The sequence below is a fragment of the Shimia sp. FJ5 genome (assembly GCF_032918335.1).
Taxonomy (GTDB): domain Bacteria; phylum Pseudomonadota; class Alphaproteobacteria; order Rhodobacterales; family Rhodobacteraceae; genus Shimia; species Shimia aestuarii_A.
On the sequence record NZ_JAWJUV010000014.1, the window covers coordinates 1 to 18,876 of the forward strand.

An 18,876-nucleotide genomic window follows, 5' to 3' on the forward strand; every position below is an offset into this window, starting at 1 on the left:
AGGAACTGGGGATCAAACCGGTCACACTCTACCGGCATGTCGTTTCCAACGGCAATCTATGCGATCTCGGAAAACGAGCTCTCGAAGCTTAGCGTAGGATTCTGCACTCTACGGCATCAGACCCCCAGATGTCTTCGCGGTGCGGCAAGGCGAACGTATCCGGTTGCGGCTGATCAATGCCGCGAACGCCCGCATCTTCGCGCTCGACTTCGGCGACCTTTCCGCGCGCATCATTGCGCTCGACGGCCAGCCGGTCACCCCGCACGCCGCGCCTGACGGTGTCGTAGTTCTTGGCCCGGCGATGCGTGCGGACATCATGCTCGATTGCCCTGCCGACCCCGGAACCAGGCTGCAAATCGTCGACCGCGCCTATCGTGACAATGAATTCAACCTGCTGGATGTCGTCTTTGACGAAACGCCCCTGCGTGCCACGCCGCCGGAATGGGAAATTGCCCTTCCAGCCAATCCGCTGATCGAACCTGATCTGAAAGCAGCCCGTCGTCATGAAATCCTGTTCACCGGGGGCATGATGGGCGCCATGGTCGAGCGCCAGATGGGCCTGAGCCAGTCCGACAGCATGATGGGCGGTATGATGGGTGGCGTTGTGGGCGGCGGCATGTGGTTCGTCAATGGCGTCGCGGCCGAAGGGCACATGCTCGATCCTTTCCTGACATTGGAGCGCGACGCGAGCCATGTCCTCCAGATGACGAACGCCACGGCGTTCGACCATCCGATCCACCTGCACGGCCACTCCTTCCGCGTCATCAGCCGCGATGGCGTGCCGACCGAATTCCGTGAATGGCAGGACACCGTGCTGATCGCGCCGCGCGAGCAGGTCGAAATCGCCCTGGTCGCCGACAATCCCGGAGACTGGATGTTCCATTGCCACATCCTCGAGCACCAGGCGGCCGGGATGATGGGCGTGATCCGCGTCGCATGAGCAGAGGAGCATACAGATTGAAGTCGATTGAGATTGGATGTCGGCCAAACCGGCGCAAGGTACTCACCGCGGCACTCAGTATCGGCGTCGCTTCGATGTTGTCGAGGTTCGCACTCGCGGCGAGCGATGGTGATCCAGCGGCACTTGCCTTTGATGGCGATACCATTCTGCTGGCGAGTCGAGGGCTGTTCGTCAGTGACGATGACGGCCGGACTTGGACCGCGGCAGAGACACCGGGGAACGTGCTGTCGCTGGCGACCCATCGCGACCGGTCCGGCCGTGTGGTTGCGGGGCTCGCCGTGGGCGGTGTCAGCATTTCCGAAGATGGGGGCGCTTCGTGGCGCGTCAGCGACGCTGGGCTGCCTGACGGAGAGATCAATGCCATTGTCATCGCCTCGCGGAACTCGGACATGATCTATGCCTCGGTTCGCGCGACGGATTGTGGAAGAGCGAGGACGCCGGTGCAACCTGGTCGCTCGCCATGGACCGCCCCTGGCTCGACGACGCAGAGCGCGATCCTCTTGCTCTGGCTTCGGTCGAGCTTGAGACCGGCATGGGCGGTATCTGGATCTATGCGGGCACCGAGGTTGGCCTTGCGCGGGTGCCCGATTGCTTTTGTCGCTGGCAGGACGTGCAGCCAGGCAACGCGATGGACTAATTGGTGGCGGGTGAAGCCCCACCGTCCGAAGCGCCATTGCCAGGCGGTGAACCGATCCTGTCGCTGGCCAGTGCCCCCTCGGCGCCGGAAGTGATGTATGCCGCGCTGCCTTCGGGCCTCTGGGCATCGCAGGACGGCGGAGTCATCTGGCAAAAGCGGGCCAGCATAGCTGCGACCGCCGTTGCGGTTCATCCCAGAGACGAGACCTACATCGCTGCCCTGTTGGGCGGCATCTTGAAAATCAGCCGTGACGGCGGCGCAACCTGGATCGAAACAGGAGAACTATGATGGAGAAAATGATGCAGAGAAGAAACGCGCTTGGTCTGATTGGTAGCGGCATTGTCGGAATGGTGGGCCTGTCCACATCGGCCTGGGCGCAAGCGACAGGCGATATGGCGTCCGATCTGGCGGGCAGCGAAAGGCAGATCACCATCTGGCGCGATCCGGGCTGCGGCTGCTGTGATGCCTATGGGGATTACCTCGAAGAACACGGCTTTACCGTTACGCGTGTGGATGACCGCGACTTCGAAAAACGCTCGGTCGAAGTCGGTGTGCCCGCCCAGGGCATCGGCTGCCACCTGGCCGAGATCGACGGCTACTATGTCAGCGGTCTCGTCCCCGTCGACATCATTGATCGGCTGCTGGAAACCCGTCCGGCGATAACGGGTATCACCTTGCCGGGAATGCCCGCGAACGCACCCGGGATGTCTGCGGCCAAGACAGGCACGCTCAGGACCTACGCCTTTGGCCCAGAGGGAGTTTCAGTCTATGCCGATGAATAAGGGGCCGAAAAACCGATTGGCGAAGGGTGCGATCAGGCGGTCAGTGCAACTGGCTGTTATTGTGTCCGCGCTCGCAACCACCGGCCTTGTGGTGCTGGCCCAATCGGAACCGGCGGATCCGCTTGTCGAGGGACTCAGGTTTCTAGGAGAACCCGTCTTCGCAGCCGAAGTCGCTGCGGGTGAACAGCTCTATGCTGAGAACTGCGCCATTTGCCATGGTGCGAACCTCGAAGGCCAGCCCGATTGGCGTCGGCGTCTTGACACGGGAAGAATGCCGGCCCCACCGCATGACGAAACCGGCCACACTTGGCACCATTCAGACCGCATGCTTTTTCAGATCACCAAAGGCGGGGTCGGGGCCGTCGTGCCGGGATACGAGAGCGACATGCCGGCCTTCGGAGAGGATCTGACAGACGCAGAGATCGCGGCGATCCTCGTCTACATCAAGAGCACCTGGCCTGAGCGACAACGTGAGTTCCAAGCCGAAGTGTCAACCAATGACACGGGCGGGTGAAGATCGACAGGGTGTCAGGATAGTATCTTTCGACGAAAGCCGATCCACCGGGGGACCAATTCGACATATCTGTCCTACTCCGCCCCCAGACTCCCGCTTTACCAGGCTAATTCGGACCTGACCTAGTTGGCCGTTAACCCGACCGCAAGGCAAGCATGTGCTACCAGGGTCGCGTGCATGCGTTCACGAAAATTTGCCCTTGAACCTCTAGCCACTAGAAGTCCTATCTAGTCGACGAGAATGTATATCGTTCTTGCCATTGATCGCCGGTGGGAACCGAAAGGGTATGACATGCTGACAAGACGACACTTTATTCAAACGACAACAGCGCTCTTTTCGGCGACTGTGGCCAACCCTGTGTTTGCCGATAGCTGGCCCACCGAAGCGCAGAAGGCTGAATGGGACGCGCAAGTCAGCCCGCCCGGCTTCGATCCGGCCACGTCAAACCCTTGGGGACTACACCCACGTTTCTTGCCTCAGCGTGTCGACGCGAAGTACGGCCTCGTGCCGGGAGACATCCATGTCGATGCGGTCGCGCGGTATCTCTACCACATTGAGGAGGGTGGGACCGCGATGCGCTACGGCGTGGCGATCGCGCGGGGCAACCTCTACGAGCCGGGAGTCTATACCATCAGGCGCAAGGTCAGGTGGCCGCACTGGACACCGACACAGAATATGATCGAGCGGGATCCCGAAAATGCAAGATGGGCCGACGGGATGGAACCCGGCCCTCAAAACGCCTTGGGATCGCGGGCGCTCTATCTCTATGTCGGAGATCGCGACACCTATCTTCGGATACACGGCACACCCTATCCGAGAAGCATCGGCGGTCGCGCGAGTTCGGGTTGCGTGCGGATGGTTATGGCACACATCAACGAGCTTTATCCGAACGTCGAGATTGGGTCGACAGCACATCTTTATTCGGCTGAGGACAGTGTTACCGCGAGAAGTTGAATGGGGTAATTAGCTTTGAGCGAAATGATGTGACGTGCGGGTCGTCGTCACGCTTCCCGCGCGACGCAGATCGGATTGCCGTTCGCCGTGCGCAGCGGTAGCAAGGTCGTTTCAACGGGGCCGCTGTGTTCGTACCAGTAGCACCCGTCTTCCGGCACCAAGCGCGCGGTTGCAACATCCTGATCCGGGGCAGCCATTGCAATCACAGCTTCGGGAACGTTGCCCGGCTGGTCTGCCGAGTCGCCCGGTCCAGTCGGCTGGATTGCGCACCCGGCCGTAAGCGACAGCGCCACTGCAAACATTATTTTTTGCTTCAGCATCAAAACCCGCATCAAGCTTCCTTTCGTGTCTGTTTTTCTTTGCATCGGCTTTTCATGCCTCAAGGATTGATAGAGCCGGTCACTGCACCCTCTAGCAATAAAACAAACTGAAATACCACCGTATTTTGCTCTTGAAGCTCTAGCTACTGTAGGGGCTATGTCATGGCAAAGCACCCGAATCCAGAGGTCCGTTCATGCCGTCCGACACCCACCGTCACGATCACGATCACGCCGAAGATGCCCAGACAAGCGGCGGCAGCTGCTGCGGGAGCGCCGGAACGTGCGGCGACATCGTTCCAACGACGCCCGCGCCAGCGGGCGGGCGCAGTTTTCAGGTGTCCGGCCTCGATTGCGCCGAGGAGGTAGCAATCCTGAACAAGGTGGTCGGCCCGAAGATCGGCGGGGCCGAGCATCTCGCGTTCGACGTGATCAATGGACGGATGACTATTCTCGACAGCGCCAAGAGCGTATCGGACGGCGAAATTGCAGAACTGGTCGCAAGCACCGGCATGACCGCCAAGCCCTGGGATGCCGAAAACGCGTCGGTCGACCAAGCGGCCCATCTTGCACGCCAGCGGCTGTTTACGGCGCTCAGTGGCGGCTTCTGGGCTGCGGGTTTCCTGTGGCACATCATCGAGACCGGCATGGGCGGGGCACTCGGCCTTTTCGCAGGGCACGGCGAAGCGCCGATGCCACTGGTCGAGGCAGGGCTATTCGCGGTTGCGATCCTGTTCGGTGTCTGGCTCGTGGCACCCAAGGCATGGTCGTCCGCACGGCGGCTGTCGCCAGACATGAACCTGCTGATGGTCGTCGCAGTCGCGGGTGCAATTGGCCTCGGCGAATTTTTCGAGGCGGCGACGGTCGCGTTCTTCTTCTCGCTCTCGCTCTACCTCGAAAGCTGGAGCGTCGGGCGTGCGAGGAATGCGGTTTCAGCTCTGCTCGACCTCGCGCCGCCGACGGCAAGAGTTCTTTATGATGACGGTTCGGAAGCGGACGTTCCGGCTTCTGCGGTTGCTATCAACGCACGTTTCGTCGTGCGCGGCGGAGACCGCATCCCATTGGATGGTGAGGTTGTCGATGGGGTAGGGGCCGTCGATCAGGCGCCAATCACCGGAGAGAGTGCGCTGGTCCCAAAGGAACGGGGCGACGAAGTCTATGCCGGTACGATCAACGGCGAAGGCACACTGACGGTGCGCGCCACGAAGGCCGCCTCGGATACCGTGTTGGCCAAGATCATCCGCATGGTCGGTGACGCCCATGCCCGCCGCGCGCCGGTGGAGCAGTGGGTGGCGAAGTTCGCCCGCATCTACACGCCTATCGTCATGGCTCTCGCCATTGCAATTGCCCTGCTGCCGCCGCTCATTTTCGGTGGGGCCTGGGATTATTGGTTCTACAATGCACTCGTGCTGCTGGTGATCGCCTGCCCGTGTGCTCTGGTCATCTCGACACCGGTCTCCATCGTCGCCGCACTCACCGCCTCAGCGCGGGCTGGGGTGCTGATCAAGGGCGGTGCATATGTTGAGGCACCGGGCAAGACCACTGCACTGGCCATGGACAAGACCGGCACGATCACCATGGGCGAGCCGGAGGTGGCGGCGGTGCATCCGCTGGGCAAAGCATCGGCGCAAGATCTGATGACCCTCGCCGCTGGGCTGGAGGCACGTTCCTCGCATCCCTTGGCGCGCGCCATTCTCGCGCGGGCAGAATCCGACGGCATCAAGGTGTCCGCCGCGGAAGATACCCGAACCGTTCCCGGTAGGGGACTTGAAGGACGCACTGACGGCCGGTCGATCTGGCTAGGGTCGGACCGGTTTGCCGAGGAGAAGGGTTTCGGCGGCGCCATTCCGAAGGATTTGCGCGACCGCATCGAAGGGGCCGGCAGCACCCTTGTTGCCGTGGGCGATGAATCCGGTGTGACGGGCATTCTGGAATTGCGCGACCGTATTCGCCCCGACGCCAAGGGCATCGTGGCACAGCTCCACGCGCAGGGCGTGAAGACCATCGTCATGTTGACGGGCGACAACGAGCGGACAGCGCGCGCCGTTGCAGCCGAGGTCGGCATCGACGAGGTCCGCGCCGAGCTTCTGCCCGAAGACAAGGTGACAGCTATCGAAGAACTGGTCGAAACGCATGACATGGTGGCCATGATCGGCGACGGGGTGAACGACGCCCCCGCCATGGCACGTGCGCATTACGCCATCGCGATGGGTGCTGTTGGTTCGGACGCGGCAATCGAGACGGCTGATATTGCCCTGATGACCGACGACCTCGGGAAGGTGCCTTGGCTGATCGGTCATTCGCGCCGGACAATGTCGATTATCCATCAGAACATCGGTATTTCCTTGGCGACCAAGGGCGTTTTCGTTGTCGCTACCGCTTTCGGAGTGGCATCGATGTGGGGCGCTATTGCAGCCGATGTAGGAGTGTCATTGCTGGTGGTGGCCAACGCCTTGCGCCTGCTGAACAGCCAAGTGGCCAAGGCACCGCCGTCCGGCGGTGAACAGGTTGGTCCACAGATGGCAAAGGCCGCGCTGGCCCACGGACATTGATCACGCAGCATTTGCAAGGTAACGTAATGTCCATATCAGACCTCACGAAAGAGGCATCGAGCAGTGAAAACCATCCGATTTCCCCGCCGCGCCGTCCTGTTGGGCGGGTTGGCAGCGTTCTTGTCCGGCTGTGCCAGCAAGTTCCGCAGCTATGGCGGACCCGAGGTGACCCGTGTTCGGCTTTACAAGGGACAGCGCTTGCTTGTTCTCGACGGAGCCGATCGCGTATTGCAAACCTATCCGGTCGGGCTGGGTTTCGCTCCTGAGGGTCACAAGCAATTCGAGGGAGACGGCCGGACCCCTGAGGGCGCTTACGTAGTCGATAAGCGCAACCCCGACAGTACGTATCATCTTTCGGTTGGCATCTCCTATCCGAATGAGGCCGACATCGCCTTTGCTGAAGCGCAGGGCCTTTCCCCTGGCGGCGACATCTTCATCCATGGTGGTCCACGCCCAGGCATCGACCCAACGGACGTCCGCGACTGGACAGCTGGCTGCATCGCGGTCACAGATCGGCAGATCGAGGACATCTATGCAATGGTGAAAGACGGAACACCTATCCACATCTTTGCATGACGGTCTTTCTCATGCGGCGGTAGTGAGCCGTCGCATTGGCCGCCATTGCCCAGCCCCACGAAGCCAAGATGAGCGCCAACAGCATCCAGTCCCCGGAGCTCGCGTAGAGTGTCGGCGGTCGCGCGGAGGGCAGGCTAGCGTCGATGATGCCCGTTTCGCCGGTATCGAGCCGCGCAACGATCTCTCCGCTCGCGTCGATGACCGCAGAGATGCCCGTATTTGCGGCTCGAATTACAGGAAGGCCTTCCTCTATGGCGCGCATACGTGCGGAAGCCAGATGCTGCTCAGGTCCGATGCTGGTGCCAAACCAGGCGTCGTTGGTGGCGTTGAAGATCCAGTCTGGCCTGAACAGGTCGTCGACCACATGGCTTGGGAAGATGATCTCATAGCAGATCGCCACGGCGACCAGCGGCACACCCGGAAGCGCAAGCGTTCGCGGGCCCGGTCCGGGCGTAAAATCGCCCAGACCCGCCGTGAGCCGCTCGATGGGCAACCAGCCACGGAATGGCACGTATTCGCCGAAGGGTACGAGATGGTGTTTCGCGTATCCGGTCAGGATCTCGCCGGTCTCGTCAAATGCCTGAACCGTGTTGAAATATCGGGTGCCATCCTCGCTCGGTACACGGTCCGGCACACCGGTAAGCAGCACCCTGCCGTCTGGTAGCGCTGCGGCAATGCGGGCCCGTGCCTCCGTATCCTCATCGAGGAAACCCGGAAAGGCGGTTTCCGGCCAGAGAAGAACGTCGAAATCGCCGGGCTGGGTTGAAAGCTCAAGATAACGCGCGAAGGTTGCCTCGCGGTTCTCGGGCGCCCATTTCTCCTCTTGGGGAACGTTGCCCTGGACGATGCGCAGCTCCACACCGGGTGGCTGTTCTGTATCCGACTGGAGGCGAAGTGTGCCGACGGCCCACATCGTCGCGATGCCGGCCAGCGCCATGAGCGAGATGGTCAGTCGTTGCCGCCCGGACGCCATGACAGCCGCGACGGGAAGTGCCGCGACGAACACGGTGAGAAAGCTTAGCCCATAGCTTCCGACCCAGGCGGCGGGCTGGCGCAAAGCGGCGTAATCGACCAGAGCGTAGCTGGCGAGGATCCACGGAAAACCTGTCAGAACGTGACCACGCAACCACTCGGCCACGGTCCAGAAGGTCGCGAACAGGAGGCAGGCCAGGAGATTGCCCAGGGCTCCGCGCCGCGCGATTTCGGCGAAGAGCACGGCGGCAATGGCCGGGAAAATCGCGAGACCTGCGGACAATCCCGCGACGGCCGGGATCGCCATCGCCCCGAACCGCTCGGCCTCGACGTAGAAACTCTCTGCAATCCACGAAATCCCGAAACCGAACTGGCCAAGACCAAACGCCCAGCCGACGAGGAAAGCACGCCCGAGGGAGAGATCGCGAAGACCGACAAAGAACGCGGAATAGGCAACGGGAACGAGCAGGAGAAGCGAGAAAGGCGGGAAAGTCAGAACGGTCAGCGCCCCGGCGGCGAAACCAAGCGTCATACGCGAAAGCAAACGGGGGCGTAGAGCGATGCGGTTCAGAATTTCCGGCTTCACGACTTGATCGGACGTCGCGCGCTGATCCATGGCGCGGCGAGCAAGAGCCCCACGCCACCGACGACAAATACATCGGCCATGTTGAAGGCAGGCCAATGTGTTGTGCCAATGTAGAAATCCAAGAAGTCTGTTACAGCCCGATACCGCACACGGTCGATGACATTGCCCAGGGCTCCTCCAATGATCGCGCCATAGGCAAGCGTTTCGACCGCATTTTCGGCGCGAAACAGCATAACCCCCAGCCAGATACAAATGGCAAGAGCAAGAGCGATGAGGCTCCACCACGGCGCGCCGCCCAGCATCCCGAAAGTCACGCCGTCATTACGATAAAAGACGAGGTTGAATCCGGCAAACATGGAAATCCCAGCGCTTAAACTGGCGGCATTCGCAACGACAATGGCTTTGGTGATCTGATCAATCGCGAAAGCAGTAAGCGCTGCGAAGACGCCGATCATCGGAGATACCTTGTTGAGTGACATTGCCTCACCCCAACCAGACATCGAGAAACAGCATCAGAACGAGCCCGACTGCGAGACCGAGCGTCGCCCTGTTCTGATGGCCGCTGCGATGGGTTTCGGGGATGATTTCGTGGCTGATGACGTAGAGCATTGCGCCCGCGGCAAAGGCCAGTCCCCATGGCAGCAGCGGTTCCGACAGTGTGATGATGCCGGCCCCGAGCAAACCGCCAATCGGCTCGACCATGCCCGTCAGCGCCGCGATGCCCCAGGCGCGCAGCTTCGGATATCCCTCGCCCAACAGGGACACCGCGACGGCCAGTCCTTCGGGCGCATTCTGAAGCCCGATGCCGATGGCGAGCGGCAGACCGCCCTCCATACCTCCGGATCCGAAGCCGACCCCGACCGCGAGGCCTTCGGGGAAGTTGTGGATCGTGATCGCGATGATGAACAGCCAGACCCGCCGCAATGACGCCGCTTCGGGCCCTTCGCGTCCCGTCCTGAAGTGTTCGTGCGGCAGCTTTTCGTTCATCAGGGCGACAGCCCCCATGCCCAGAAGGATCGAGACGCATACGATGGCCGCAGGCATCGCGCCGTTTTCGAACATTGGTTCTGCCGCATCCAATGCCGGGATGATCAGCGAAAAGAAAGAAGCGGCGAGCATCACACCGGCAGCGAAGCCGAGCGACAGATCGCGTGTGGCCCGAGACGGGATGCGCCCGAACAGCACGGGAACTGCTCCGACTGCTGTGAGCGATCCGGCGGCGAGACTTCCGAGAAAGCCGAGCATTATCGGAGACAGATTTTCCATGGGCGGGCCAGATTATCCTTCGGCGTAGCTCGAAAAGACTTCCGTCGACCCGTCCTTGCGGATGAGGAAGACATCATAGGCCTCGCGGTCGTCTTCTGGCCCCATGCCGGGTGAGCCATAGGGCATCCCCGGAACGGCGAGGCCGACGGCGTCCGGGCGCTCATCAAGAAGGCGGCGGATGTCAGCGGCCGGTACATGGCCCTCGATCACGTAGCCGTCAATGAGCGCGGTGTGGCAGGAGACCATGCGCTGCGGCACGCCGTTGTCTAGCTTGAAGCGCACGAGAAGCCCGCCGAACATGTCCTGGCCGGTCGGCACAAACCCGTTCTCTTCGAGATGTTTCATCCACGAGAGGCAGCAGCCGCAACCGTTCGTCTTGCGGACCTCGATCGCCGTTGCCTCTGCGAGGACCTGGGCCGCTGGTAACAGGGCGAGGGTGATTGCCAGAGCTTGGGTCATGCGTTTCATGGGTCAGAGCCTTTCGGTTGTCGTTTCGGCAATCTCGCTGCCGAGGTTTTGATTCAGAAGCGCGCGCGCCTCGGCCAGACGCGAGAGCGCGGTGGTATCATCCGCTTCGCTCTCGGCCGCTTCGGCGAGCCGGTCGTCAGAGAGGGGGTCAGTCGGGCGCCCATCCACGAGGACTTCGTAGTGTAGGTTCGGACCTGTCGCCGTGCCGGTCGCGCCGACGCGGCCGATCACATCTCCCGCCGCAACGCGTTGGCCTTGTGCCAGGCCATCCGGCACGGCGCTCAGATGCGCGTAGCGCGTCATGGTGTCGGAGCCGTGCGAGATTTCGACCACGCGACCATAGCCGCCCCGCCAGCCGATGAAACTGACCCGCCCCGGTGCCGTCGATTGAACCGGTGTCCCACGTGCCGCTGCGAAATCGACGCCGGTGTGCATCCGGACGTTGCCAAAGACCGGATGCGTGCGGCGTCCGAACACCGAGCTGAGGCGCGCACCCTCGACCGGCTGTGCGAAGACGCGCAGCACCTCGCCATCGACGTAGATCGTCGCCTGACCGCTGCCGTCGTCCGGCCATACGATCTCGTAAAGCGAACCGCCGATCTCCAGTGCGGCGAAGGCGAGTTCGGGCTGTCCGATCCTGTCCTCGCCGACCCGCGCCTCACGCCAGAGAAGCCTTAGTGTTTCGCCACCGGCCATCTCGCGGCGGAAATCCACGGTCCCACCCAGCATCTGCGCAAGGTCCACGGAAAAACGGGCGGGTATGCCGGCTTCGTCGAGTGCCGCGAAGATTGAACTGTCGATCACCGCTTCGCCGGCAAGGGTTACGATCTCCGGATCCGGAGCCACGACCTGCGTAGACAACTGCTCGCCGAAAACCACCTCGATCCGAACCCCGTCCTCGACGGCGAGTGAGACGGTGCGGGGGCTGCCGTCCACGGTGAAAGCGACAGTGACCGAGTGCCCCGGCCGCAGCCGTCGCAGATCGTATTCCGCGCCAAGCGCGAGGGCAACTTCGGCTCTGTCAGGTGCCGCAAGTCCAGCTTCGGACAGCAAGAAATCGAGCGTCTCGCCAGGTGCAATGTCGCGCGACCACGTCGACAGCGGTGGCTCGATCGCCCTTACCGGCCTGTCGGCAAACGCGACCTGCAGAAGGGGCAGGGGGCCGAGGTCGGGTGCATCCTCTGCCCATGCCGTCGCGGGCAGCGTCACGAGGATGTCAACGTTCTGGGGGGCTTCAGGACCTTGGGGCATCCAGCTACCTGCCTGGGCAAGTTCCGGCGGCACGGGTTCTTTCGACATGAAATCAGAGATGGCGATAGCCGCTCCCGAAACCGTCCCCGCAATTGCGACACCCGCCGCCAAAGTTCTGAGCCTCATGTCGCCCCCTCCATTTCTTCTGCCAGCGCGCGGCGAATTTTCGGCACCGCGAATTCTCTGGGTTCGTGATAGTCGATCATGGTGACGAACCGCCCAGAGGCTGCGAACAGGAAGACGCTCGCGGTGTGGTTCATCGTGTAATCGCCGCTTTCCGTCGGCACCCGCACGTAGGTAGCGCGGAAGCCGTCCGCGACGCGCGCGATCTGCTCCTCCGGTCCCGTCCAGCCACGTATCTCAGGATGGAAGTAGCCGACATATTCGGCCATCGCCTCTACAGTGTCGCGCTCGGGATCGACCGTGATGAAAACCACGTTCATTTCTTCGGCCTCGTCTCCCAGATCGTCGAGCCATCCCGAAATGTCCGAGAGCGTGGTCGGGCAGACATCGGGACAGTAGGTGAAGCCGAAGAACGCCATCGTCGGGCGGCCGATCAGGGTTTCTGGCCCGACCGCGTTGCCCTCATGATCCGTCAGACGGAAATCCATCTCGGTCAGGGCCACAGGCCGCTGCCCGACAGGTTCGGGTCCACCGAATCCATCGACCTGCCACCAACCGACGAAGAGCATCAGGGCGACCGCCCCGACACCAGCCGCGCCGTACCCCAGGATCGCCCGTCGCCGCATCAGTCCTCTGGCCCCCGCGCGGCGATTCCGAGGATCGGCACCTCGACCGTCACTTCGCCTCCGTCTTCGAAAAGCAGGGTCAGCGGAAAGGTGTCCCCTTCCGTCATCGGTTCTTGCAGCCGCATCAGCATTGCGTGCAGGCCCCCCGGTTCGAGCGCGACGCTCTCGCCCGGGGCGATCGCGAGCTCCCCCGCCGGGCTCATGGAACTCACACCTTCGGCATTTGTCTTCGTCTCGTGAATTTCGGGCATCATCGCGAGCGGTGTTGCAAGGCCGATCAGCGTCACTGGCTCGTCGCCAGTGTTGCGGATCGTCATGTAAGCGGCCCCGGGACGGTTCATCCCGATGGAGGCGCGGGACCACGCGTTCTCGACGACAACATCCTCGGGTCCGGCCAGCGCGGGCGCTGAGAACCCTCCAAGGGTCAAAAGCGCCGCCAGTGTGCTGGTCAAAATATACTTTTTCATCGTTCTGATCCTGCCCTTTCCATTCAGCTTTGCGCGGCAGCGACTTCGGCAGCCACCAGACGACGCAATTCTGCCTCTCCGAATGGATCGAGCGGCATGCCGTTCACGAAGAATGTGGGCGTCTGGCGAATTCCCACGGTCTCGACGTCAGCACGATCCTGGTTCAGGATCGCCACGACATCGGGTGCCAGCATTTGCGTGCGCGCGGCCTCGGCATCGAGTCCGGCCGTGGCGGCGATCTGAAGGATCAGGCCAGGCGCCGGGGCACCGTGCGACGCCCATCTCGGCTGTTCCCGCAGAACGGCCTCAAGCACCGGCACGTAAACGTCCTGCATGCGCGCCGCTTCGAGCACGCGGATCGCTTCCTCGGATGCCGCGCCGTGGAAGGGCGTGTAGCGGATCACGACGCGGACAGCATCCCCATGCTCGGCCATGATGTCCTTCACGATGGGATGAAAGGCGCGACAGGCCTCGCAGGCCGGATCGAAGAATTCGACGATCGTGACGGGCGCCTCCGCAGGTCCGAGGATGGGCGAGTAGGGGCGGATCATCGCCTCAGCAAGTTCCGGAGCAACAGGCTCCGCTTCGGCCACCGGGCCGGGGCGGGTTGCAAACCAGGTGGCTCCGCCGAAACCGGCGACGCCGAGGGCGAGAACGGACAGGATCAGGCCGCGTCGGTTCATGTTCGTGTGTCCTTCAATGAAAGGGCCGACAGCGCCCCGATCAGCGCGAAGGCGACGAGCGCCATCAGCGGGATAGGGACGCCGAAGACCAGTTGGTTGTCATCGGTGCAAGAGGGGCCGGTGGCTGTGCAAGGCTGGATGCGTTCGGGAACAAGACCGACGTACAGCCCCATGTGCCACAGGGCGACTGCGCCGCCGCCAAGCGCCAATGCGATGCCGTAGCGCCCCACACGGCCGTCCCGCCACCACAGGCCCAGCCCGAGGATAATGGCCAAGGGGAACATGAAGGCGCGCTGGAACCAGCACAGCACACAGGGCGTCTGCCCCAGCACCTCGCCGATAAAAAGCACGGCAAGTGAGGCAACGAGCGCGATGATCCACGCCAGCCCGAGGGCTGTTTCTCCGGACATACGGTTCATGTCGGTCAGATCCTCTCTTCCAGATCGGCGAGGATCTCTTCGGCGGAGGTGCCGTAGGGCCAGGAGTCGGCAAAGCCTGCCTCGGGGTCGAAGAGGAACAGATGCGACGTGTGGCCCATGGTGTACCCATCCGGCGCTGCGGCCTCTTCGACGCGCTCAAAGAAGATTGGAAACGTCTCGGACGTGGCGGCGATCTGTTCCGGCGTGCCCGTCAGCCCGATGATGCCCGCATCGAACAGCGGGACGTATTCGGCGAGTGCTGGGGGCGTGTCTCGTTCAGGGTCGATTGTTATGAAAATCGGCTGGACCTTGGCGGCATCGTCGCCCAGACCGTCCATCACCGCCGCGACCTCAGATAGGGTCGTCGGGCAGACGTCGGGGCAGTTGGTAAACCCGAAAAAAACCAGCATCCAGCGCCCCGCAAAGTCCTCCTCGGTTTGAACCATACCCTGGTGGTCCGTCAGTTCGAACTCAGCGAAAAAAGGCGGCTCGGCGTCGGTTCGGGCGCTATCGGCACGATAATCGGACCATAGCAAAAGCCATACGAAGGCAAGCGCTGCCACGCCTGCCAAAACCCAAAGAAATTTCTGTGCCGATGTAAGGGACAATCCTGTTCGCCTGTTTTTGATTCTTAATGCATGTGCGGATACATCCTCTAGCCGCTAGAGGTTCAAGCACGAAATCATGGTATAGCTTGAACTCACGCGTCTGTGAATCCGACACTTGTTTATTCCGACGGCAAAACCTACACAAACTGTATCTTTTTCATGGAGGCGAAAATGCTCACGATCGGTACTCTGTCAAAGAAGACTGGCACAAAGGTGCAGACCATCCGGTACTACGAACAGATTGGGCTCATGCCCGAACCTGGCAGGACCGAAGGCGGACAGAGGCGCTACGACAATGCACAGCTCGACCGACTGTCCTTCATCCGCCATTCGCGGCAACTCGGTTTCTCGCTCGATGCGATCCGCGAGCTGCTCGACCTCAGCGACCATCCCAACCGCCCCTGCGACGAGGCAGATGCCATCGCGCGTCGCCAGCTCAAACAGGTGGAGCAGCGCATGGCCCGCCTGAAGGCGCTGCGCACGGAACTGAAACGCATGGTTCACGAATGCAGCGGCGGGCGGACGGGAGATTGCAAGGTGCTTGAGGTGTTGCGGGACCATTCGGAATGCCTGACCGAGCACGAGGAAATCGGGGCATAAGTCAAAAGTTGGGGCAAAGGTGGAAATCTTTGAGCAAAGGGTTGAAGCTACAGTGACTATAGCAATTAGTCTTGTTCCAAGACGATTCGAGGAGCGACTCCGTTGCAGATGACCGACCCCCTACTTGCACCCACCAAACTACTGGATTTTGATGCCGCGCCTCTTGCGCATCTAATTGAGACCCGCGGCTGGCGCGGCTTATCCGAATACGATCGGATCGGAGCTACCTATGATTTCGTTCGGAATGAAATCGCGTTCGGATACAATCGAGCCGACGACATCCCCGCGTCGGATGTGCTTTCCGACGGCTATGGGCAGTGCAATACCAAAGGGACGCTCTTGATGGCGCTGCTGCGTGGTGTTGGCATTCGTTGCCGGTTGCATGGGTTTACGATCCACAAAGGCTTGCAGCGCGGTGTTGTCCCAGAGTTGGTGTATCCGCTTGCTCCGCAGGAAATTCTCCACTCATGGGTTGAGATCGAATATCAAGGTGCTTGGATCAATTTCGAAGGCTTCATCCTGGATGACGCTTTCCTCAAAGTCCTGCAAACGTCTTTCTCGGACACGGACAGTCTCTGCGGTTATGGCGCGGGCACGGATTGTCTTGGCGCGCCTCCCGTCGCCTGGAACGGAGAAGATACCTACATTCAGAAAACCGGCATTGTGCAAGATTTTGGCGTGTACGATACGCCGGACGCCTTCTATTTGTCCCATGAGCAATCCTTTGGATGGCTGCGTGGCGCCCTTTACCGTCATATAATACGCCACTGGATGAATGCGCGCGTACGTGGTTTCCGCAGCGGCCGCCTGAAGACTGACCGACGCGCGACACACGCGCACGCGGAGTCTGCCAATGCCACATGACCACGGGCACGCGCATATCGATCCGAATTCTGGGGACCGGCGGGTTGCCATCGCCATCTGGGCAAACGGGCTACTTACCGTTGCGCAAGTCGTCGGGGGCATATTCTCGGGCAGTCTGGCACTGATCGCCGATGCGCTGCACAACTTTTCCGATATGGCCTCGCTTGTCATTGCCTTCGCCGCACGCAAGATCGCGCGCCGCCCGGCCGATGAGCGCATGACCTTCGGCTATGGCCGGGTCGAAATCGTGGCGGCCCTGATCAACTATACCACCCTGATCGTGATCGGCTTCTACCTGATCTACGAGGGTAGCATGCGTATGATTGATCCACCCGAAGTCATGGGGTGGACCGTCGTCATTCTCGGTGGAATCGCGCTTGTAGTCGACACGCTGACCGCAATGCTGACCTATTCGATGCAGAAGGGGAGCGTGAACATTCGTGCGCTTTTTCTCCACAACCTTTCGGATGCGTTGGCTTCAGTGGCCGTCATAGTCGGCGGGACGCTCATAATACTCTATGATATGCGTTGGGTTGATCCGGCCATCACCATCGGCATCGCGCTCTACATCCTGTATTTGTCTTTCACCGAAATAGGGGGCCCAATTCGAACCCTGATGCTTGGGAGCCCACCAGATATTGATGGAAATGACGTGGTCAGAGCGATCCAGAGTGTCGATGGCGTTGTGGACGTGCATCATGTCCACCTGTGGCAAATGCAGGAGCACGCTGCGGCATTGGACTGCCATATTGTCGTCGAACGCGAACGGATGGGTGAGGCCGACAAGATTAAAGAAAACGTCAAATCGGTGCTGCATGAACGTTTCTCAATCGAGCATTCCACGCTTGAATTCGAAGCGAGCGACAATGCGCATCAGGAGGCGCAGGTGTTCGGACACCGCTCATGACGATTGCCCAAGGCATACTAGTAGTCGTTGGCCTGCTGTCCGGTCTGGTTTTGATTGGTGCGCTCCTTTGGTCGATCGCCCGCCCGTCCAAGCGCATCTGGCCTCCAAACAGAGAGCATTCAGTCATACCAAACATTGCATGGGGACTCACATTGGCCGTGTTTGGGGCGGTGATCGGTTTGGGCATTTTGGATTGGAAATCCGCTTCTATGACCAACGCGCTCCGTTGGGCGGTCGGGCCGTTCTTGATCGCAACCGGAAATCTGATTGTCTGGTGGGGGGCATTCAGCATTGGACTGAAAGCCACCAGCGGTGCGAAAGACGAGCTGATCACTTCGGGTCTCTACCGTTTCTCTCGGCATCCGCAATACCTTGCCGACATGGCCATCCTGATAGGCTTTGGTCTTCTCTTCGCCTCACCTTGGGTTTGGGCTATCGTCATCGTTGGAGTTGCCGCGCTGGCCCTTGCCCCGCTCGCAGAAGAGCCGTGGCTGAATGAACAATACGGCTCCAAGTATCGCGATTATTGCGCTGAAACGCGTCGTTACCTGTAAACTCGCGACCTCACGAGAACGTCATCGTTTTTCAGTTGAACCTCTAGCTTCTAGAGGTCGTATCCGTCAGCCAACAAAAGAGTGAGGCAAGGCATATGACAAAAACACTGAAAACACGACGCCAGTTCGTCTCGACAACTATGATCGGACTTCTGGCAGCACCTTCCCTTCTCCGTGCTCAGGAGCAGGAGCCCTCGGCGGTACGCAGAAATATTTCGTCCTTTAGTGCGGATCCCTGGCAAGACCACTTCGATAACCTTCAGCACGGTGCAATTTTGTGCGACATCGACTCGCGTGCAGTCCAGTATTGGTCGGAAGACGAAAGTGTCTACAAACTCTACCCGTCGAGTGTCCCTGCATCGGAAGAGTTGACCCGCCGAGGATATACAGAGGTTATAAGGAAGGTGGAGGGGCCGAGTTGGCGGCCCACTCCATCAATGAAAGAGCGTAACCCCGAGTGGCCTGACTATTGGCCGCCGGGTCCTGACAACCCGCTTGGAACACACGCACTTTATCTGTCGTGGCAGTATTACCGGGTGCACGGAACCGGTGACACGCGCAAAATCGGTCGGCAATCATCAAACGGCTGTATTGGACTCTACAACGAGCACATTGCTGAACTTTTTGCTCTGGCAGAAGTGGGAACCCAAGTCAGGATATTTTGATTGCCAAGGAAAGTTGGCTGATACTTCCAAACTTTTTACATAATAAACCTTATCAGCCCAGTTGGAGTGTAGGGGCACATTCTAAACTGGCTTGCGACAAATCCCCTATCTTGCTGAAAAGCAAGGAGAACGGACATGGCCCACACAGAACTGGATTTGCGTGAGCGGCGCGCAATCGAGGATATGTTGAATGCAAAGATCCCGGTGAGCAAGATCGCGGCAGTGATCGGCAGACATCGCTCGACTGTCTATCGCGAGATCAAGCGCAACGGATTCCAAGACGAAGAGCTGTCGTATCTGAATGGGTACTACGGCGTAAATGCACAGCGGACGGCAGATACCAGGCGTGCGCGACGGCGGAAGCTGATCCGCTTGAAGGGTTTGCGCGCGCATGTGATTGGGGTCTGCTCCGGCTGAGTGCAGAATGACACCCGAAGCCCGTAGATCACCTGGTTTTCCACCTGTATTCGCCTGTGAGCAGGATATGCGCCCATCCGAGGGGCGAGATATGCGCCAGGAGTTGG

General features: G+C 60.7%; 25 protein-coding genes. 14 read left to right on the forward strand and 11 right to left on the reverse strand.

Annotated elements, in window-relative coordinates:
* The first annotated feature begins 163 nt into the window (after positions 1 to 163).
* From R1W01_RS18145 to R1W01_RS18170, 6 genes are all read left to right on the forward strand, one after another.
* Entirely contained in the window at positions 164 to 940 is a 777-nt protein-coding gene (locus R1W01_RS18145; RefSeq protein ID WP_411028180.1) for a multicopper oxidase family protein, read from the forward strand.
* Between the two features lie 481 nt (positions 941 to 1,421).
* Positions 1,422 to 1,598, forward strand: coding sequence for a hypothetical protein (locus tag R1W01_RS18150; RefSeq protein ID WP_317275446.1), 177 nt, complete (start codon positions 1,422 to 1,424; stop codon positions 1,596 to 1,598).
* Positions 1,599 to 1,601: 3 nt separating this feature from the next.
* On the forward strand, positions 1,602 to 1,886 hold the full coding sequence (locus tag R1W01_RS18155; protein ID WP_317275447.1) for a hypothetical protein: 285 nt from the start codon (positions 1,602 to 1,604) through the stop codon (positions 1,884 to 1,886).
* Positions 1,886 to 2,380 carry a DUF411 domain-containing protein gene (locus R1W01_RS18160; RefSeq protein ID WP_317275448.1) on the forward strand — a complete coding sequence of 165 codons (495 nt, stop codon included), beginning with the start codon at positions 1,886 to 1,888 and terminating at the stop codon, positions 2,378 to 2,380. The genes R1W01_RS18155 and R1W01_RS18160 overlap by 1 nt, the downstream gene beginning before the upstream one ends.
* On the forward strand, positions 2,373 to 2,894 hold the full coding sequence (locus R1W01_RS18165; protein ID WP_411028181.1) for a c-type cytochrome: 522 nt from the start codon (positions 2,373 to 2,375) through the stop codon (positions 2,892 to 2,894). The genes R1W01_RS18160 and R1W01_RS18165 overlap by 8 nt, the downstream gene beginning before the upstream one ends.
* Before the next feature lie 291 nt (positions 2,895 to 3,185).
* The gene (locus tag R1W01_RS18170) at positions 3,186 to 3,848 is read left to right on the forward strand and encodes a L,D-transpeptidase (RefSeq protein WP_317275450.1); all 663 of its coding nucleotides are present in this window, start codon (positions 3,186 to 3,188) and stop codon (positions 3,846 to 3,848) included.
* A gap of 47 nt (positions 3,849 to 3,895) precedes the next feature.
* On the opposite strand, the gene R1W01_RS18175 is transcribed toward R1W01_RS18170, so the two are convergent.
* Complete coding sequence (locus tag R1W01_RS18175) at positions 3,896 to 4,180, reverse strand: hypothetical protein (RefSeq protein ID WP_317275460.1); 285 nt, start codon at positions 4,178 to 4,180, stop codon at positions 3,896 to 3,898.
* Positions 4,181 to 4,362: 182 nt separating this feature from the next.
* On the opposite strand from R1W01_RS18175, the gene R1W01_RS18180 reads away from it, so the two are divergent.
* Positions 4,363 to 6,717: a cation-translocating P-type ATPase gene (locus R1W01_RS18180; RefSeq protein WP_317275451.1), complete on the forward strand. Its 2,355-nt coding sequence runs from the start codon at positions 4,363 to 4,365 to the stop codon at positions 6,715 to 6,717.
* A gap of 63 nt (positions 6,718 to 6,780) precedes the next feature.
* Positions 6,781 to 7,293 (forward strand): murein L,D-transpeptidase family protein, encoded by a 513-nt coding sequence (locus R1W01_RS18185; RefSeq protein ID WP_106268353.1) that lies wholly within the window; start codon positions 6,781 to 6,783, stop codon positions 7,291 to 7,293.
* Here the strand turns inward: R1W01_RS18185 and lnt are convergent.
* The 10 genes from lnt to R1W01_RS18235 are packed head-to-tail and all read right to left on the reverse strand — an operon-like array spanning position 7,274 to position 14,762.
* Positions 7,274 to 8,881, reverse strand: a complete 1,608-nt coding sequence (gene lnt / locus R1W01_RS18190; protein WP_317275452.1) for an apolipoprotein N-acyltransferase — start codon at positions 8,879 to 8,881, stop codon at positions 7,274 to 7,276. The genes R1W01_RS18185 and lnt overlap by 20 nt on opposite strands.
* Positions 8,848 to 9,306, reverse strand: a complete 459-nt coding sequence (lspA, locus tag R1W01_RS18195; RefSeq protein WP_317275461.1) for a signal peptidase II — start codon at positions 9,304 to 9,306, stop codon at positions 8,848 to 8,850. Before lspA ends, lnt begins: the two co-directional genes overlap by 34 nt.
* 28 nt (positions 9,307 to 9,334) lie before the next feature.
* Positions 9,335 to 10,117, reverse strand: coding sequence for a ZIP family metal transporter (locus R1W01_RS18200; RefSeq protein ID WP_106268349.1), 783 nt, complete (start codon positions 10,115 to 10,117; stop codon positions 9,335 to 9,337).
* 12 nt (positions 10,118 to 10,129) lie between these two features.
* Positions 10,130 to 10,585: a DUF411 domain-containing protein gene (locus R1W01_RS18205; protein ID WP_317275453.1), complete on the reverse strand. Its 456-nt coding sequence runs from the start codon at positions 10,583 to 10,585 to the stop codon at positions 10,130 to 10,132.
* Positions 10,586 to 10,588: 3 nt separating this feature from the next.
* Positions 10,589 to 11,962 (reverse strand): M23 family metallopeptidase, encoded by a 1,374-nt coding sequence (locus R1W01_RS18210; RefSeq protein WP_317275454.1) that lies wholly within the window; start codon positions 11,960 to 11,962, stop codon positions 10,589 to 10,591.
* Entirely contained in the window at positions 11,959 to 12,585 is a 627-nt protein-coding gene (locus tag R1W01_RS18215; RefSeq protein WP_317275455.1) for an SCO family protein, read from the reverse strand. The genes R1W01_RS18210 and R1W01_RS18215 overlap by 4 nt, the downstream gene beginning before the upstream one ends.
* Positions 12,585 to 13,052, reverse strand: coding sequence for a copper chaperone PCu(A)C (locus tag R1W01_RS18220; protein WP_317275456.1), 468 nt, complete (start codon positions 13,050 to 13,052; stop codon positions 12,585 to 12,587). The genes R1W01_RS18215 and R1W01_RS18220 overlap by 1 nt, the downstream gene beginning before the upstream one ends.
* A gap of 23 nt (positions 13,053 to 13,075) precedes the next feature.
* The gene (locus R1W01_RS18225) at positions 13,076 to 13,735 is read right to left on the reverse strand and encodes a DsbA family protein (protein ID WP_289091437.1); all 660 of its coding nucleotides are present in this window, start codon (positions 13,733 to 13,735) and stop codon (positions 13,076 to 13,078) included.
* On the reverse strand, positions 13,732 to 14,154 hold the full coding sequence (locus R1W01_RS18230; RefSeq protein WP_009503838.1) for a disulfide bond formation protein B: 423 nt from the start codon (positions 14,152 to 14,154) through the stop codon (positions 13,732 to 13,734). Before R1W01_RS18230 ends, R1W01_RS18225 begins: the two co-directional genes overlap by 4 nt.
* A gap of 5 nt (positions 14,155 to 14,159) precedes the next feature.
* Positions 14,160 to 14,762 carry an SCO family protein gene (locus tag R1W01_RS18235; protein ID WP_317275457.1) on the reverse strand — a complete coding sequence of 201 codons (603 nt, stop codon included), beginning with the start codon at positions 14,760 to 14,762 and terminating at the stop codon, positions 14,160 to 14,162.
* Between the two features lie 171 nt (positions 14,763 to 14,933).
* On the opposite strand from R1W01_RS18235, the gene R1W01_RS18240 reads away from it, so the two are divergent.
* The 6 genes from R1W01_RS18240 (at position 14,934) to R1W01_RS18265 (ending at position 18,769) form a co-directional block, all read left to right on the forward strand.
* Positions 14,934 to 15,362, forward strand: a complete 429-nt coding sequence (locus tag R1W01_RS18240; RefSeq protein ID WP_013959865.1) for a MerR family transcriptional regulator — start codon at positions 14,934 to 14,936, stop codon at positions 15,360 to 15,362.
* Positions 15,363 to 15,470: 108 nt separating this feature from the next.
* On the forward strand, positions 15,471 to 16,226 hold the full coding sequence (locus R1W01_RS18245; protein ID WP_317275462.1) for a transglutaminase family protein: 756 nt from the start codon (positions 15,471 to 15,473) through the stop codon (positions 16,224 to 16,226).
* On the forward strand, positions 16,216 to 17,133 hold the full coding sequence (locus tag R1W01_RS18250) for a cation diffusion facilitator family transporter (RefSeq protein WP_317275458.1): 918 nt from the start codon (positions 16,216 to 16,218) through the stop codon (positions 17,131 to 17,133). Before R1W01_RS18245 ends, R1W01_RS18250 begins: the two co-directional genes overlap by 11 nt.
* On the forward strand, positions 17,130 to 17,687 hold the full coding sequence (locus R1W01_RS18255) for a methyltransferase family protein (RefSeq protein ID WP_220800873.1): 558 nt from the start codon (positions 17,130 to 17,132) through the stop codon (positions 17,685 to 17,687). The genes R1W01_RS18250 and R1W01_RS18255 overlap by 4 nt, the downstream gene beginning before the upstream one ends.
* Before the next feature lie 140 nt (positions 17,688 to 17,827).
* A complete protein-coding gene (locus R1W01_RS18260) occupies positions 17,828 to 18,352 on the forward strand; it encodes a L,D-transpeptidase (RefSeq protein WP_411028182.1) in 525 nt (174 codons plus the stop codon).
* Between the two features lie 135 nt (positions 18,353 to 18,487).
* The gene (locus R1W01_RS18265) at positions 18,488 to 18,769 is read left to right on the forward strand and encodes a helix-turn-helix domain-containing protein (RefSeq protein ID WP_297754100.1); all 282 of its coding nucleotides are present in this window, start codon (positions 18,488 to 18,490) and stop codon (positions 18,767 to 18,769) included.
* The last annotated feature ends 107 nt before the right edge of the window (positions 18,770 to 18,876 follow it).

Coding starts and splice junctions, on each gene's coding strand:
- R1W01_RS18250 (WP_317275458.1), top strand. CDS start 16,216: ATGCCACATGACCACGGGCACGCGCATATCGATCCGAATTCTGGGGAC.
- R1W01_RS18205 (WP_317275453.1), bottom strand. CDS start 10,585: ATGAAACGCATGACCCAAGCTCTGGCAATCACCCTCGCCCTGTTACCA.
- R1W01_RS18215 (WP_317275455.1), bottom strand. CDS start 12,585: ATGCGGCGACGGGCGATCCTGGGGTACGGCGCGGCTGGTGTCGGGGCG.
- R1W01_RS18175 (WP_317275460.1), bottom strand. CDS start 4,180: ATGCGGGTTTTGATGCTGAAGCAAAAAATAATGTTTGCAGTGGCGCTG.
- lspA (WP_317275461.1), bottom strand. CDS start 9,306: ATGATCGGCGTCTTCGCAGCGCTTACTGCTTTCGCGATTGATCAGATC.
- lnt (WP_317275452.1), bottom strand. CDS start 8,881: ATGGATCAGCGCGCGACGTCCGATCAAGTCGTGAAGCCGGAAATTCTG.
- R1W01_RS18230 (WP_009503838.1), bottom strand. CDS start 14,154: ATGAACCGTATGTCCGGAGAAACAGCCCTCGGGCTGGCGTGGATCATC.
- R1W01_RS18180 (WP_317275451.1), top strand. CDS start 4,363: ATGCCGTCCGACACCCACCGTCACGATCACGATCACGCCGAAGATGCC.
- R1W01_RS18265 (WP_297754100.1), top strand. CDS start 18,488: ATGGCCCACACAGAACTGGATTTGCGTGAGCGGCGCGCAATCGAGGAT.
- R1W01_RS18165 (WP_411028181.1), top strand. CDS start 2,373: ATGAATAAGGGGCCGAAAAACCGATTGGCGAAGGGTGCGATCAGGCGG.
- R1W01_RS18255 (WP_220800873.1), top strand. CDS start 17,130: ATGACGATTGCCCAAGGCATACTAGTAGTCGTTGGCCTGCTGTCCGGT.
- R1W01_RS18170 (WP_317275450.1), top strand. CDS start 3,186: ATGCTGACAAGACGACACTTTATTCAAACGACAACAGCGCTCTTTTCG.
- R1W01_RS18210 (WP_317275454.1), bottom strand. CDS start 11,962: ATGAGGCTCAGAACTTTGGCGGCGGGTGTCGCAATTGCGGGGACGGTT.
- R1W01_RS18160 (WP_317275448.1), top strand. CDS start 1,886: ATGGAGAAAATGATGCAGAGAAGAAACGCGCTTGGTCTGATTGGTAGC.
- R1W01_RS18240 (WP_013959865.1), top strand. CDS start 14,934: ATGCTCACGATCGGTACTCTGTCAAAGAAGACTGGCACAAAGGTGCAG.
- R1W01_RS18200 (WP_106268349.1), bottom strand. CDS start 10,117: ATGGAAAATCTGTCTCCGATAATGCTCGGCTTTCTCGGAAGTCTCGCC.
- R1W01_RS18225 (WP_289091437.1), bottom strand. CDS start 13,735: ATGAACCGACGCGGCCTGATCCTGTCCGTTCTCGCCCTCGGCGTCGCC.
- R1W01_RS18150 (WP_317275446.1), top strand. CDS start 1,422: ATGGACCGCCCCTGGCTCGACGACGCAGAGCGCGATCCTCTTGCTCTG.
- R1W01_RS18260 (WP_411028182.1), top strand. CDS start 17,828: ATGATCGGACTTCTGGCAGCACCTTCCCTTCTCCGTGCTCAGGAGCAG.
- R1W01_RS18220 (WP_317275456.1), bottom strand. CDS start 13,052: ATGAAAAAGTATATTTTGACCAGCACACTGGCGGCGCTTTTGACCCTT.
- R1W01_RS18245 (WP_317275462.1), top strand. CDS start 15,471: ATGACCGACCCCCTACTTGCACCCACCAAACTACTGGATTTTGATGCC.